This is a genomic window from Streptomyces sp. CB02058 (assembly GCF_001905505.1).
GTDB lineage: Bacteria > Actinomycetota > Actinomycetes > Streptomycetales > Streptomycetaceae > Streptomyces.
The window spans coordinates 1-14,528 of record NZ_LIPG01000002.1 but is presented as its reverse complement, the minus strand read 5'-3'; the positions used below and the strand labels follow the sequence as shown (position 1 = coordinate 14,528).

Below are 14,528 nucleotides of genomic sequence, written 5' to 3'. Positions count from 1 at the left end.
CGGGCGACCGCGCTATCTGATCTCGAGGATCTTCTCCCGCATGGCATAGACCACCGCTTCCATGCGGGAGTGGAGCTGGAGCTTCTCCAGGATATTGCGGACGTGGTTCTTCACGGTGTTCTCGGAGATGAACAATTCCTTGGCGATATCACGGTTGTTCATGCCCGTGGCCACGAGTTTGAGCACTTCCAGCTCACGCTCGGTCAGACGCGGCGCGGGAACGAGCCTGCGCTCGTCGGTGCGCTGGATCATCGACTTGAACTCGGTGAGCAGTTTGGACGCCATCGACGGGCTGATCTGGGACTGCCCGTCGGCCACGGCGCGAATGGCCGTGGCGACCTCGTCGGTGGAGATCTCCTTGAGGAGATAACCGGTGGCACCCGCCTTGATCGCCTCGTAGAGGTCGGCCTCCTCGTCGCTGATCGTCAGCATGATGATCTTGGCGCTGGGCGCCACCTCCTTGATGGAGGTGCATGCCTCGATCCCGCCGCGCTTGGGCATCCGCACATCCATCAGCACGATGTCGGGCAGCAGGTCCGCGGCCTTGTCGACCGCCTCAGCTCCGTCCCCGGCCTCCCCGACGACCTGGATGTCCTCCTCCTGCGCGAGGACGATCTCCAGCCCCCTGCGGAAGAGCGCGTGGTCGTCGACGACCAGCACCCTGATGGGTTCCTTGCGGGAACTCCCGTCGTCCGCCACGGCTTCCGCACCGGCAGCGCTGTCGGCATCTTTCGCCCCGCGTACGGGCCCGAAGGTGTCCGCCATCGTTCCTCCCCCTGAAGGCCACTGCCCGAGGTCACAAGCTGTCCGCCAACGCCAGTGCACAGAGCACCGATTGGCCTGGGACACCATGCTTTCATGCCCGGCCGCCGAAGCGGTCCCCCGCGTGGTCGCGCGCGGTGCCCCTGGGGGAGCGCAGACGCTTCCAGGGGCACCGTGTACCAGCTGTGAATGGTGGCGTGTCAGCCGCCGAGCGCACCGCCCGCGCCGCCCGCCCCGTCGGAGGCGAGCGGGTCGGTCCTCAGGTGGATGACACCGTAGTCATAGGCATGCCGCCGGTAGACGACACTGGGCTCCTTGGTCTCGGAGTCGACGAACAGGTAGAAGTCGTGTCCGACCAGCTCCATCTCGTAGAGCGCCTGGTCGAGCGTCATCGGTGCTGCGACGTGCGTCTTCTCGCGCACCACGAGCGGGCCTTCGCCCTGGACCTCGAGCGAACCCATCCTGGTGGTGGGCACGGACGACGCCGGCTCCTCGGGGATCAGCTCACCGTCCCCGTTGAACGAGGCGGCGCCGGGTACGACCTCCGGCACCTCGGACGCGGAGATCCGGCCGTTGCCGCGTCGGCTGTAACGCTTGCCGTGCTCCTTGCGCAGCTGTGCGTCCAGCTTGTCGGTGGCCAGGTCCAACGCTGCGTACGGGTCGCCTGCCGCCGCTTCCGCCCGGATGACCGGCCCACGCGAGCGGAGCGTGATCTCCACCCTTGCCGCACGGTCGGCCTGACGGGGATTCGGCTCCTTGGACACCTCGACGTCGAGGCTGATCACCTTGCCGTCGAACTTCTGGATCTTGTCCAGCTTCAGCTTCTCGGCCACGTGCTTGCGGAACCGCTCGGGCACCTCGGTCTTGCGGCCCTTGACGACGATGTCCACGCAGAACTCCGTTCCCGGATCGCTCCGCTTCGGCGGCGGAGCATCTCCCTTTTGCACCAGACTCCGGTGATCGCCGGAGTCTCGGACTCGGTGACGTTCACCTCCTCCTCCCCCATCGGCAGGGAATCCACCCCACCGATTTCCATGCTTCTGGCGTACCGGTGAGTTACCTGCCCGAAACCTGGTGGTGCATTCGTCGAGGTGCGGCATTCACCGTGCCTCACCACCGAACATAGCCTGCCCACCACCGTGTCGGCACCCGCTACTCACGCGTACCTCCGATCAGGGCCCATTACCTACTCACCACCTGCAACGATGGAAGTAATCTGTCAGTTCCGGTTTATTTCGAAAGCGGACGGAGAAGCCGCTACCACCGCAGCTCGAAGCCCTGCCGCGGTCCCATCCGCGGCCGGCCCCGCGGCGCGGACCGCGCGTGCCGCCTCGGCCAGCGAGGAACCCGTCGTCAACAGGTCGTCCACCAGAACCACCCGACCGCCGCCGAGCAGTCTCCGGCCGCCTTCCGCCACCACCAGCGCGCCCGCCAGATTCGCCTGCCGCTCTCGCGCGCCCAGCCCCGACTGGTCGGCCACCGCACGCCGCTGCCGCAGGACCGGGAGCACCCGTGCCCCGGTCCCCGCGCGCCTCAGCTCTGCCGTCGCCACGACCGCGATCCTGCGGGCGGGATCGTGCCCCCGCGCGGCCGTGGCGCGTTTCGCCGAAGGCACGGGCACCAGCAGCAGAGGACCCACACCGTCCGCTTGCCCCGCTCCGGCCCGTACAGCGGCCGCCAGCGCCCTCCCGAGCGCCCCGGCAAGGCTGAGCACCCCTCGCTCCTTGTGGGCCAGCAGCACGGCGCGTACCGCGTTCTCGTACGGCGCCGCCGCGTGGACCACGGGGAGACCCGTCGGCTCGGGCGCCGGTCTCACCCTGCGCGGTGCTTTCGCCAGGTCCTCCGCGCACTCCTCGCACAGCAGCGCCCGTGGCCTGCCGCAGCCACCGCAGGCCACGGGCAGGACCAGGCCCACGATCTCCCGCCGCCATCCCCGCACCATCCCACTGTGCCCGGGCCCCGTAGGCCCTGCCACCCCTGTGGAAAACCGCTGTGGACAACCGGAATCGGCAGCACGGCAGGGCCGCTGAGGCGCCCTGCGAGAGCTCCAGGACAGCCGAGGACGACGGCCCGGTGCCGTCGTCACGTGGCCATCGCCCGGCGGTCGCCGCCCGGTGACCGCCGGGCGGTGACAGCCGCCTGGTGACAGCCGTCTGACGGCTACCACCCGACCGCCCGTGCGCCCGGCCGCCGCGCTGCCCGCCTCAGCCCGGGTAGACCAGCGAGGAGCCTTCCTTGAGGACCGTCTGCCAGTTGTCGCCCGGCGACAGCTTCACGATTCCGTCGCTCTCCGTGTCCGCCATGAGCGGCAGCTGCTCGTCGTCCGCCGCCGCGACCGCGGTCACCTGGTTCACACCGGGCAGGACCCCCGAGGAAGAGGTGGAGCCGTCGGCCTGCACATAACGCACCTGCTGCACACCGCCCTCCTCCTTGCCGACCACCACGAGACGGCTGCGACCGGACCAGGAAACCGCCGACACGTCCGCCAGCTGGGGTGCCGCCCGCCGCAGGTCCTCCACGGAGACCTGCTCCGACTTCCCCGAACCGTGGCGCTCGACCCGGCCGATGTGCAGCGTCGTGTGCCCGCCCTTCGACACCCTCAGGGCGATCCGGACGCCGTCGGCCGACATCCTCAGCGCCTCGATCCGCCCGCCGTTCAGGCCGGGCACCGCGACCTCCTGCGGTTCGCCCGCGCCGTCGGCCAGGCGCAGCAGGCGGGGATCCGCCGGATCGCGGTCGGCGACCCACAGATCGCCGTTGCCGTCCCAGCTCGGCGCCGACAGCCGGTCCTCGGGGTCCTTTGCCTTGCTCGTCACCACCGGGGCCGCCGGCTCGCTCTCGACGACGACGGAGGAGACGTAGAGGTTCTGCTGGTTCTCGGAGACCCCGGCGGCCAGCTGTTCGTCCCTGGCCACACCGACGGCGCTCATGGCCACCGCCCCGTCGCCGAGCGGGCCGGTCACCGGCTCCGGGTCACCGGCGCCCTTGCTGCTGCCCGGGATGCGCTGCACATGGCCCTTGTCGTCGACGAAGTACTGGCTGTCGGGAGCGTCGGACCCGTGGTTGGAGGAGAAGTCCTCGGCCTCGTCGGCCCCGAGGGAGCACAGCGGACCGCGCGCACCCTGCAGCTCGACCTGTCCCACCCTGGCGGACGTCAGGTCCCTCAGGGTGAAGAGCACCTGGGCGGCCATCATCCGGCAGGCGCCCTGCCCGACCTTGTCGGCCTTCTTGTTGAGCGGCACCTTCAGGACGTTCTGGTCGTCGGGGGCCAGCGAGGTGACACCGCTCTTCAGCGCCGTACCGGCGGGAAAGCGCGAGTCGACCACCGGACGCAACCAGTTCGACGGCCCCGCGAGCAGCGTCCGCACCGTCTGTGTGGCCGTGTCCATCCGCGTCACGGGGTCCGTACGGTTGCGCACGTAGACGGGGTCGGCGACGAGCGCCGGCCTCTCGTCCGTACGCCCCGCCGCGAAGTAGTACTTGTTCACGGAACGGTAGAGGCGCTTGAAGTCGGACTGCCCGAGCACCAGGCCGTCCGGCACGATGTCGATGCGCCACTCCTGCTTGCCGTCCGTCCCCTTCTCCCGGACCAGATGCAACGTCTGGGCGTACTCCGACGGGGCCAGCGGCCGGTACGAACTCTGCGCGTCGACCGACGCCACCTGGTCGCCGTTCAGCGTGTACGTGGTCTCGGTGGTCCTGCGCGCCTTGTCGTGGATGGTCGGCCCGTTGCGGTTGGGGGCCTTCGCCAGCACCGTGATGCCCTCGCTCGGCTGCCAGGTACGGGCCGCTTCCACGGTCAGATACTTCCGCGTCGTACGGAAATCGGGGTCGTCGCTCGTCATCGACTCCAGGAAGCCGTCGACGACCTCGATGGGCGCCGCACCCTCCCTGGGCGGCACGGCGTAGACCTGCACCTGGGAATCGCCCGGCTGCGAGGCGTCGACCGCCTTCACATCACCGGTGACCGGCATCGCTCCGCATCCGGCGAGCACCACGACTCCGCAGCCGAGCAGCGCGGACAGCCGCACCGCCCGGCCGTGGCCGCCCCGACGACGGTCAGTGTCCACGTGCCGTGTCCCCCCGCTCCGGGTCCTGCGTCTCTGGGTACTGCGTCTCCGGGGCGCCGCCCGCTCCCGGCCGTTCCCCGGCCGGACGCGACACCACACGCGCCCCGTTGCCTGGCAGCGCGGCAGGATCGACCGACGCCTGCGTACGCGACGCCACCGCGCCGTGCGCCGGCGCGGGCAGCTGCGACCGGGCCGCGGAACCGGCCTGGCTCGGCACGGACATCAGCCGGTGATCGGCCGCGGCCGGCACCGCCTCCGCACGCTCGCGCTCCTCCCGGTTACGCCGGGAGTCCTCGGGCTCCAGCGGTATCGGCGACCCGCGCAGGGGCTCGTCCGCCGTACGCGGCAGCGTCAGCCGGAACTGCGAACCGCCACCGGGCTCGCCCCATGCCTGGAGCCACCCTCCGTGCAGCCGGGCGTCCTCGACGGCGATCGACAGCCCGAGGCCGGTACCGCCCGTCGTGCGGGCGCGTGCCGGGTCCGCACGCCAGAAGCGGTTGAAGACCCGGGTCGCCTCGCCGGGCTTGAGCCCGACACCGTAGTCCCGGACCGCCACGGCCACGGCGCCCTGGGCGACGCCCATCCGCACGACGACGTCCCGGCCCTCGCCGTGCTCGACGGCGTTGACGACGAGGTTGCGCAGGACACGCTCGACACGGCGCGCATCGGCTTCCGCGACGACGGGCTGCTCGTCACCGACCACCCTGATCCGGGTTCCCTTGCGCTCCGCCAGCGGCTCGGCTCCGCCGATCACCCGCCGGACGACCGTGCGCAGATCTATCGGTTCGGCTTCGAGGGCCGCGGCTCCGGCGTCGAACCTGCTGATCTCCAGCAGGTCGGACAGGAGCGACTCGAAACGGTCGAGCTGGTCCCCCAGCAGCTCCGCCGAACGGGCGGTCACCGGGTCGAAGTCGACGCGCGCCTCGTGGATGACGTCGGCGGCCATCCGCACCGTCGTCAGTGGGGTCCTCAGCTCATGGCTGACGTCGGAGACGAAGCGCCGCTGCATGCGGGAGAGCTCCTCCAACTGCTGGATCTTCAGCTGGAGATTCTGCGCCATCTTGTTGAAGGCCTCACCGAGGCGCGCGATGTCGTCCTCGCCGGTGACCTTCATCCGCTCCTGGAGCCGGCCCGCCGAGAGCCGCTCGGCGATCCCCGCCGCCATCCGTACGGGTGTGACAACCTGCCGCACCACGAACCAGGCGATGGCCCCGAGCAGCACGACCACGAACAGCCCGGCCGTGGCCAGCGTCGTGGTGACCAGCGTCAGCGACTTCTCCTCCTGCGTGAGCGGGAAGAGGTAGTACAGCTCGTACGGATTGTGGTCGACGTCGTAGAGCCTCTTGCCCACGACGAGGCCGGGCTCCGGGTCCTTCCCGTACGAGTACCGGATCAGCGAGTACGTCTGGTACGCCCCCTGGCCCTTGCCCACGTCGTCCCGCAGCCTCTGCGGGACGCTGGACGCCTCCACGCTGCCGGAACCCCGGGGAGCGCGGCTGGTGACACCGCTGTCGGCGGAGTCCACGCTGAGCGCCACCACGTTGAACGCGTTCGTGCCACCGCTGGCGAGCTGGTCGACGAGCTCCGTACGCCAGGAGGTGTTGGCCGTCATGCCGTCCGCGCCCTCCTGGCTCTGGTCTCCCGGAACCAGGGGCGCGTTCGCGTTCGTCTGGGCGGCGGCGAAGCCTCCGGCCGCCTGGGTCTGTGCGGCCTTGCCCTTCGCTTCGAGCAGGCCGTTGCGGACCTGCCCGATCACGACGAAGCCCAGGAGCAGCACCACGGCGATCGACATCAGCAGCGTGCCCGCGACGACGCGGAGCTGCAGATTTCGCCGCCAGAGCCGGACGGCGGGCAGGAGCGGCCCGCGGATCCAGCGCATCAGCAGCCGGGGCACGGGGCCGCCGGGCGTCCGGTCGCGGAACAACCGGCCGCCCCGCAGGACCCGGCCGAAACGGGGAGTGCTCCGCACCGGCCCGGCAGCCCGCTCCGTACGGGCCCCGGGACCCCCGGGAGGCGGAGCAGCGCTGCCCAGGGTCATGTCAGCTCGGTCCGGCCTTGTAGCCGACACCGCGGACGGTCACGACGATCTCCGGCCGCTCGGGGTCCTTCTCGACCTTCGAGCGGAGTCGCTGGACGTGCACGTTCACCAGACGGGTGTCGGCGGCGTGGCGATAGCCCCACACCTGCTCGAGCAGCACCTCACGGGTGAAGACCTGCCACGGCTTGCGGGCGAGGGCGACCAGCAGGTCGAACTCCAGCGGGGTGAGGGCGATGGACTGCCCCTCCCGCTTCACCGAGTGGCCGGCGACATCGATGACCAGGTCACCGATCGTCAGCTGCTCCGGCGCGGGCTCCTCGGACCTCCGCAGACGTGCCCTGATCCGGGCAACCAACTCCTTCGGTTTGAACGGCTTGACGATGTAGTCGTCGGCCCCGGATTCCAGGCCCACCACCACATCCACCGTGTCGCTCTTGGCAGTGAGCATGACGATCGGCACACCCGACTCGGCCCTGATCAGCCGGCAGACCTCGATGCCGTCCCTTCCGGGCAGCATGAGGTCCAGCAGCACCAGGTCCGGCTTGGCCTCGCGAAATGCGGCCAATGCCTTGTCGCCGTCCGCTACGAACGACGGCTCGAAACCTTCTCCCCGCAGCACGATGCCGAGCATCTCGGCCAGTGCGGTGTCGTCGTCGACGACAAGGACGCGTCCCTTCATAAACGACATCATCCCATTAGCTAATCGTTACCTGCGATGACCTGGCACACAGCCCTGCCAGTCCGACCCCCGTGACCGGGGAAATGACGCCCTCCTCCGTGACGATCGCCGTGACCAGTTCGGGCGGCGTGATGTCGAATGCGGGGTTGTACGCCTTGGCTCCCGGGGGTGCGACGGCCGTCCCGCCCCCTTCGCCACCGGCTGCCGCACCGAGTGCCGCTGTGACCTCCGTCACCTCGGCCGCGGAGCGCTGCTCGATCACGATCGATGTACCGTCCACCGTTTCGGGATCGACCGTGGTCGTCGGGGCCACGACGATGAACGGCACATGGTGGTACTTGGCGAGCACCGCCAACGGATAGCTCCCCACCTTGTTGGCCACCGAGCCGTCCGCGGCGATGCGGTCCGCCCCGATGAGTACGGCATCCACCTCCCCTGCAGCAAACAGCGAACCCGCCGCGCTGTCCGTGAGCAAGCTGTACGGCATCCCGTTCCTCGCCGCCTCGTACGCCGTCAGCCGGGCGCCCTGGAGCAGAGGGCGCGTCTCGTCCACCCACAGCTGCCGCAGCCTGCCCTCCCTGTGCGCCTGCAGAGCCACCGCGAAGGCCGTGCCCGCACCGCCCGACACGAGCGCGCCGGTGTTGCAGTGGGTGAGCAGCCGGTGCCCGGACCCCGGCAGGAGCTCCGCCAGCAGTGCAAGACCGTACTGCGCCATCCGCCCGCTGGCCGCCGCGTCCTCCCGGTGCAGAGCGCGTGCCTCGGCCAGCGCCGCGGCGGCAGCCGCCTCAGGAGCGGCCCCGCTCCCGACGGCGGACCGGTGCACCCGCTCGACCCGCCGCGCCCCGTACCCGAGGTTCACCGCGGTGGGCCGCGCCTCCTCCAGCAGCCTCGCGGCCACGGCCGGGTCCTCGCCCCGGGCGGCGGCCAGCGCCACCCCGTACCCCCCGGCGATGCCCAGCAGCGGCGCACCCCGGACTGCCAGCGTCCGGATCGCCCGCACCAGTGCGGGCACATCGGCGCACACGAGCTCCACCTCCTCCGAGGGCAGCCGCGTCTGGTCGAGAAGCACCACCACAGGGCCTTCCGGAGGCTCGTCCCAGCGGAGCACGGAGAGAGCCGGGGGCTCGATGCCCACCGTTGTTTGCGCTTCCTGATCAGCCATCCGCCCAGTCTGCCCGCTGAACCGCCCTCGCACGAAGGCAAGAAGGAGATACGGGGCCTGGCCCGCACCGGACCGGCGCGTGGCACGATGGCTGGCAACCTGCCGCCCCGATGAGCGGGCAGGACTGTGAAGGAGCGACGATGAACGACTCTCCGGGCTGGGCTTCGCCCGGATCCGCCCCCTCCGACGGCCAGGAGACGGGCATCCCCCGCCCCTCCTCGCCCGTTGACGGAAGCGGCCCCGCCGGTCAGTGGTCTCCTGCACAGCCCCCACCAGGGCAGTGGTCCCCCCCGAGCGCCCCCGGCAAGGGCCCGGGCGCGCCGCCGCCCGCGCCGGGCTGGGGAGGCGCACCGCAGCAAGGCCCCGGATGGGGCGGCGCACCCCTGGCAGCGAAGCCCGGCGTGATCCCGCTCCGCCCACTGGGCGTCGGTGAGATCCTCGACGGCGCGGTGTCCACCATGCGCACCCACTGGCGCACGGTCCTCGGAATCAGCCTCACCGTCTCCGTGGTCGCCGAGATCGTGATCATCCTGGTGCAGCGCTATCTGCTGCCCCAGCCCGAGTCGGTCGACCCGAACGCCGTCGGTGCCGAGGCCCTCCGCCAGGCCACCGACTCGGCGCAGTCGCAGCTGATCACCAGCGCCCCCAGCACACTCGTCGCGATGATCGCCACGCTCATCACCACCTCGGTCCTCACCGTGGTGATCAGCCGCTCCGTGCTCGGCCGCGGCGTGACCCTCTCCGAAGCCTGGTCCGAGGCCCGCCCCCGGATCCTTCCGCTGCTCGGGCTGACACTCCTGATCAGCCTGATGAGCGTCGGAATCATGGCCGTGGGCATTCTCCCCGGGCTCCTGCTGGGCAGCGGCCCCGCCGGCCTCGCGCTGACCCTCCTCGGCTTCATCGCCGCCTTCGTCGTGGTCATCTGGCTGATGGTCCGCTTCACGCTCGCGGCACCCGCCCTGATGCTGGAACGACAGCCGGTCATCACCTCGCTGCGCCGGTCCGCGAAGCTGGTCAGGGGCAGCTGGTGGAGGACCTTCGGCATCCTCGCGCTCACCTACGTGCTGGTCATCGTCCTGACCTTGATCATCACCATCCCGTTCGGCATCATCGCCATGACCGTGGACAGCGACGGACTGACCGAATTCCTCAACAGCAGCTCGACCGACTTCGGCTGGCCCTTCCTCATCGTCACCGGCATCGGCGAGGTGATCATCTCGACGCTCGCCTACCCCTTCACCGCGGGAGTGATGGCCCTGCTCTACGTCGACCAGCGCATCCGTCGCGAGGCGCTCGACCTCGACCTCGCCCGGGCTGCCGGGGTACCCGGCTACGACACCCCCACGAGCTGATGCGGTGACGGGGGCGGGGGGCACCACCTTGGCGGCACGGCTCATCGGGGCGGGCGAGGACATACCCGTGGACGTCCCGCGCGTCCCCGCTCGTGAAGCGGCGGAGGACGAACTGTCCGACCCGATGTACCACGAGCACGATCCGAACCTCCTCGAACGCGGCCTCGAACGCTTCTGGGACTGGGTCGGCGACCTCATGAACGGCGCCGCCGGAGCCGCCCCCGGCGGCCCGCTCGGCCTCGTCGTCATCATCCTGGCGGTCATCAGCCTCGGCGCCGCCCTCTGGTGGAGGCTCGGCACACCGCAGCGCACCGTCCGCCCGGCGGAAACCCTGTTCGGTGGCACGGCCCTCAGCGCGGCCGGGCACCGGGACGCCGCCGCCGCGCACGCCGAGGCCCACCGCTGGACCGAAGCCGTCCAGGAGCGGATGCGCGCCCTCGTACGCTCGCTGGAGGACCGAGCCGTCCTCGACCCGCGGCCCGGCCGGACCGCCGACGAGGCAGCAGCCGAAGCGGGCCGGCTGCTCCCCGCACACGCCGACAGGCTGCGAGCTGCCGCCCGGGTCTTCGACGACGTCACGTACGGCGGCCGGACCGCCGACGAGAACGCGTATCTGAGCCTGTGCACACTCGACCAGGATCTCGAAGCCACCAGGCCTCTGATGACCACCGGAACAGCACAGGGGGCCGCCGGATGACCACCACCGCTGTCCCGGCCACGTCGACGTCCCGCACCCCGCACCAGATCTGGCAACGCACCCGGGGACTGCTGCTCGCCGTGCTCATCCTCGTCATCGCGGGGCTGGCGCTCGCGGCGCTCCGCTCCGGCGGACAGCACGGCCGGCTCGACCCCCGCTCCCCGGACCCCCACGGCAGCCGCGCCGTGGCCGAACTCCTCAAAGCGCGCGGCGTGTCCGTCGACGTCGCCACGACCCTCGACGAGGCTGCCGGTGCTGCGGGCCCCGACACCACCCTGCTCGTGGCCGGCCCCAACGTGCTCACTCCTCACCAGCAGCAACGCCTCCGCACAACGACCGCCGACTCTCTCGGCCGCACCGTCCTCATCGCTCCGGGCGGGGCATCCGTCCCACGGCTCGCCCCCGGCGCACACAGTGATGCGTCCGGCCCCGTGACCGCACGCCCACCGCGCTGCGACCTCCCCGCCGCCCGCGCCGCGGGCACCGCCGACATGGGCGGCATCCGCTACACGACGGACGCACGCCGGGTCACCGCCTGCTACCCGGACAGCGGACTCGCCACCCTCCTCGTCATGCCTGAACAGGAAGCCGGCGACACCGTGTTGCTCGGCTCCCCCGACATCCTTTACAACGACCGTCTCGACCAGCAGGGCAACGCGTCGCTGGCCCTGCAGCTCCTCGGATCCCGCCCACATCTCGTCTGGTACCTCCCCTCTCTCGACGATCCCTCGGCCGCCGAAGGCGGCACTGGCAGCGGCAGCGGAAACGACAGCGGTGACGAAGAAGCTTCCGGAGAGAGCGGCTTCATCGGTCTCATCCCTTCCGGCTGGCTCTGGGGCACCCTCCAACTCGCCCTCGCCGCCGCCCTCGCAGCCATCTGGCGCGCACGCCGTCTCGGCCCCCTTGTCACCGAGCGCCTGCCGGTGGCCATCCGGGCCTCCGAATCCACCGAGGGACGAGCCCGCCTCTACCGCAGGGCCGACGCCCGCGACCGCGCAGCCGCGACGCTGCGCTCCGCCACCCGCGCCCGCATCTCACCCCTCGTCGGTGTCTCCCCCCGTGACGCCGATTCCCCCGAGGTCCTCCTGCCCGCCGTCGCCGCGCGTCTCCGCACGCCGGACGGCGATCTCGGTGCCCTTCTCTTCGGCCAGGCTCCGGCCGACGACGCCGCGCTAGTCCTTCTGACCGATCAACTCGACGCCCTCGAAAGAGAGGTACGCACTTCATGAGCGCCCCGACCCCGGAGCACCCCGGGCCCGCAGTCACCACAGGGACCCTCGCGGCCCCGGTCGACGACGACCGTGCCCGCGCATCCCTGGAAGCTCTGCGTTCCGAGATCGCGAAGGCCGTGGTCGGCCAGGACTCGGCGGTCACAGGACTGGTCGTCGCTCTCCTCTGCCGGGGCCATGTCCTTCTCGAAGGCGTCCCCGGAGTCGCGAAGACGCTACTTGTCCGCGCGCTGGCCGCCTCCCTCGAACTCGATACCAAGCGCGTCCAGTTCACTCCCGACCTCATGCCCAGCGACGTCACGGGCTCGCTCGTCTACGACGCCCGCACGGCAGAGTTCTCCTTCCAGCCCGGCCCGGTGTTCACCAATCTCCTTCTCGCGGACGAGATCAACCGAACCCCGCCGAAGACACAGTCCTCCCTCCTGGAGGCCATGGAGGAACGTCAGGTCACCATCGACGGCTCCCCCCGTCCGCTGCCCGACCCCTTCCTCGTCGCAGCAACCCAGAACCCGGTCGAATATGAGGGCACCTATCCCCTGCCCGAGGCCCAACTGGACCGCTTCCTGCTCAAGCTGACCGTGCCCCTGCCCACGCGCGAGGACGAGATCAATGTCCTCACCCGCCACGCGGACGGGTTCAACCCGCGCGATCTCGAAGCAGCGGGCATAAAGCCCGTGGCCGGCTCGGCCGACCTGGAAGCGGCACGCGCCGCCGTTGCCAAGACCTCGGTCTCTCCCGAGATCGCCGCCTATGTGGTGGATATCTGCCGTGCCACGCGTGATTCCCCCTCACTCACCCTCGGCGCCTCCCCCCGAGGAGCCACCGCACTGCTCTCCACCGCACGCGCCTGGGCCTGGCTCACCGGCCGGGACTACGTCATCCCGGATGATGTGAAAGCCCTCGCCCTGCCCACGCTCCGTCATCGCATCCAGCTGAGGCCGGAAGCCGAGATGGAGGGAGTCACCGCAGACTCCGTCATCACCGCTGTCCTCGCTCACGTCCCCGTCCCCCGGTGAGGCGGTGACCATGGCCCTCACCGGAAGAACTGCGCTCCTGGCAGCTCTAGGGTCACTCCCTGTAGGCATCCTGGCCCCGAGCTGGACGGGCATGCTCGCGGTCAATGCCCCGCTCTCACTGGCAATTCTGTGCGACTACGCACTGGCAGCGCCAGTGCGTACGCTGCAGTTCACTCGAAGCGGTGATACATCCGTTCGACTCGGCGACGCGGCGACAGTGCAACTTACAGTGACCAATCCTTCCCGGCGGCGCCTCCGCGCGCATCTCCGTGATGCCTGGCCCCCGAGCAGTTGGTCGTCAGAGACCGAGCAGACCTCGTCCCGGCACCAGTTCGCCGTGCCTGCCGGCGAGCGCCGTCGGCTCACCACTTTTCTCCGTCCGTCACGGCGTGGAGACCGCCAGGCCGACCGCGTCACCGTCCGGTCCTTCGGACCTCTGGGGCTCGCGGCCCGCCAGGGATATCACCGTGTGCCCTGGACGGTCCGGGTCCTGCCTCCCTTCACGAGCCGCAAGCACCTGCCTTCGCGACTCGCCAGGCTCCGCGAACTCGACGGCCGGACCAGCGTTCTCACCCGTGGAGAAGGCACCGAGTTCGACAGCCTGCGCGCCTACGTACCGGGCGATGACACTCGTTCCATCGACTGGCGGGCCACCGCACGCCAGTCGGCGGTCGCCGTCCGCACCTGGCGCCCCGAGCGGGACCGGCACATCCTCATCGTTCTCGACACCGGCCGCACATCGGCGGGCCGAGTGGGCGACGTACCGCGGCTCGACGCCGCCATGGACGCGACCTTGCTCCTGACCGCCCTTGCCACGCGCGCGGGCGACCGCGTGAACCTGCTCGCCTACGACCGGCGTGTCCGGGCCCAGGTGCAGGGCAGGGCCGCAGGCGGGGATGTCCTTTCAACAGTCGTCGGTGCCCTTGCCACGCTGGAACCACAGCTCGTGGAGACGGACGCCCGCGGTCTCAGCACTGCCGCACTGGCAAGCGCCCCCCGGCGGTCCCTCATCGTCCTGCTGACCAGCCTGGACGCCGCTCCCATCGAGGAGGGCCTCCTCCCGGTCCTCCCTCAGCTCACTCAGCGACACACGGTCCTCGTCGCCTCGGTGTCAGACCCGCAGGTCGAAGCGATGACGGGTGCACGGGGAACAGTGGAAGCCACCTACGAGGCCGCAGCCGGCGAACAGACCCAGGCCCAGCGCCGCCGCACCGCGGACCAGCTCAGGCGTCATGGCGTCACGGTCGTCGATGCCGGCCCGGATGACCTGGCTCCCGCGCTGGCTGATGCCTACCTCGCCCTGAAGGCCGCCGGCCGGCTGTAGACGCCCGCCCAGCACCAGCCGTTCCGACGACCGCCCGAGAAGAACATGCCCCGACCGGGGCCCCTGGCAGGGGCGCCGCGCACACCCCTGGAAACGCAGAAAAGCCCCGTGCCACAAGGGCACGGGGCTTTCCCGGAATAATTGTTCGGCGGCGTCCTACTCTCCCACAGGGTCCCCCCTGCAGTACCATCGGCGCTGA

At 70.6% G+C, this 14,528-nt stretch carries 12 protein-coding genes; 5 read left to right on the top strand and 7 right to left on the bottom strand.

The features are described 5' to 3' along the window. Positions 1-12: 12 nt before the first annotated feature. The 7 genes from AMK10_RS07355 to mtnA form a co-directional block, all read right to left on the bottom strand. On the bottom strand, positions 13-765 hold the full coding sequence (locus tag AMK10_RS07355) for a response regulator (RefSeq protein WP_073746182.1): 753 nt from the start codon (positions 763-765) through the stop codon (positions 13-15). A 197-nt stretch (positions 766-962) separates the two neighbouring features. Next, positions 963-1,652 carry a ribosome hibernation-promoting factor, HPF/YfiA family gene (hpf, locus tag AMK10_RS07350; RefSeq protein ID WP_073746180.1) on the bottom strand — a complete coding sequence of 230 codons (690 nt, stop codon included), beginning with the start codon at positions 1,650-1,652 and terminating at the stop codon, positions 963-965. 329 nt (positions 1,653-1,981) lie between these two features. Further along, positions 1,982-2,701 carry a ComF family protein gene (locus tag AMK10_RS07345; protein WP_073747972.1) on the bottom strand — a complete coding sequence of 240 codons (720 nt, stop codon included), beginning with the start codon at positions 2,699-2,701 and terminating at the stop codon, positions 1,982-1,984. A gap of 265 nt (positions 2,702-2,966) precedes the next feature. Beyond that, positions 2,967-4,832, bottom strand: coding sequence for an LpqB family beta-propeller domain-containing protein (locus AMK10_RS07340; protein WP_241839496.1), 1,866 nt, complete (start codon positions 4,830-4,832; stop codon positions 2,967-2,969). Beyond that, the gene (gene mtrB, locus AMK10_RS07335) at positions 4,822-6,870 is read right to left on the bottom strand and encodes an MtrAB system histidine kinase MtrB (protein WP_073746176.1); all 2,049 of its coding nucleotides are present in this window, start codon (positions 6,868-6,870) and stop codon (positions 4,822-4,824) included. Before mtrB ends, AMK10_RS07340 begins: the two co-directional genes overlap by 11 nt. 1 nt (position 6,871) lies before the next feature. Beyond that, on the bottom strand, positions 6,872-7,561 hold the full coding sequence (gene mtrA, locus AMK10_RS07330) for a two-component system response regulator MtrA (RefSeq protein ID WP_187282414.1): 690 nt from the start codon (positions 7,559-7,561) through the stop codon (positions 6,872-6,874). A 4-nt stretch (positions 7,562-7,565) separates the two neighbouring features. Further along, on the bottom strand, positions 7,566-8,711 hold the full coding sequence (mtnA, locus tag AMK10_RS07325; RefSeq protein WP_079180642.1) for an S-methyl-5-thioribose-1-phosphate isomerase: 1,146 nt from the start codon (positions 8,709-8,711) through the stop codon (positions 7,566-7,568). 140 nt (positions 8,712-8,851) lie between these two features. Here mtnA and AMK10_RS07320 point away from each other — a divergent pair, with 140 nt between their 5' ends. The 5 genes from AMK10_RS07320 to AMK10_RS07300 are packed head-to-tail and all read left to right on the top strand — an operon-like array spanning position 8,852 to position 14,329. Then, complete coding sequence (locus AMK10_RS07320; protein WP_073746174.1) at positions 8,852-10,063, top strand: DUF7544 domain-containing protein; 1,212 nt, start codon at positions 8,852-8,854, stop codon at positions 10,061-10,063. A gap of 4 nt (positions 10,064-10,067) precedes the next feature. Continuing rightward, positions 10,068-10,760: a DUF4129 domain-containing protein gene (locus AMK10_RS07315; RefSeq protein ID WP_073746172.1), complete on the top strand. Its 693-nt coding sequence runs from the start codon at positions 10,068-10,070 to the stop codon at positions 10,758-10,760. Next, entirely contained in the window at positions 10,757-11,989 is a 1,233-nt protein-coding gene (locus AMK10_RS07310; protein ID WP_073746170.1) for a DUF4350 domain-containing protein, read from the top strand. The genes AMK10_RS07315 and AMK10_RS07310 overlap by 4 nt, the downstream gene beginning before the upstream one ends. Further along, positions 11,986-13,005 carry an AAA family ATPase gene (locus tag AMK10_RS07305; protein WP_073746168.1) on the top strand — a complete coding sequence of 340 codons (1,020 nt, stop codon included), beginning with the start codon at positions 11,986-11,988 and terminating at the stop codon, positions 13,003-13,005. Before AMK10_RS07310 ends, AMK10_RS07305 begins: the two co-directional genes overlap by 4 nt. A 10-nt stretch (positions 13,006-13,015) precedes the next feature. Then, positions 13,016-14,329 carry a DUF58 domain-containing protein gene (locus tag AMK10_RS07300; RefSeq protein ID WP_073746116.1) on the top strand — a complete coding sequence of 438 codons (1,314 nt, stop codon included), beginning with the start codon at positions 13,016-13,018 and terminating at the stop codon, positions 14,327-14,329. Positions 14,330-14,528 lie beyond the last annotated feature (199 nt).

Coding starts and splice junctions, on each gene's coding strand:
- AMK10_RS07300 (WP_073746116.1), top strand. CDS start 13,016: ATGGCCCTCACCGGAAGAACTGCGCTCCTGGCAGCTCTAGGGTCACTC.
- mtnA (WP_079180642.1), bottom strand. CDS start 8,711: ATGGCTGATCAGGAAGCGCAAACAACGGTGGGCATCGAGCCCCCGGCT.
- AMK10_RS07310 (WP_073746170.1), top strand. CDS start 10,757: ATGACCACCACCGCTGTCCCGGCCACGTCGACGTCCCGCACCCCGCAC.
- mtrB (WP_073746176.1), bottom strand. CDS start 6,870: ATGACCCTGGGCAGCGCTGCTCCGCCTCCCGGGGGTCCCGGGGCCCGT.
- mtrA (WP_187282414.1), bottom strand. CDS start 7,561: ATGATGTCGTTTATGAAGGGACGCGTCCTTGTCGTCGACGACGACACC.
- AMK10_RS07305 (WP_073746168.1), top strand. CDS start 11,986: ATGAGCGCCCCGACCCCGGAGCACCCCGGGCCCGCAGTCACCACAGGG.
- AMK10_RS07355 (WP_073746182.1), bottom strand. CDS start 765: ATGGCGGACACCTTCGGGCCCGTACGCGGGGCGAAAGATGCCGACAGC.
- AMK10_RS07320 (WP_073746174.1), top strand. CDS start 8,852: ATGAACGACTCTCCGGGCTGGGCTTCGCCCGGATCCGCCCCCTCCGAC.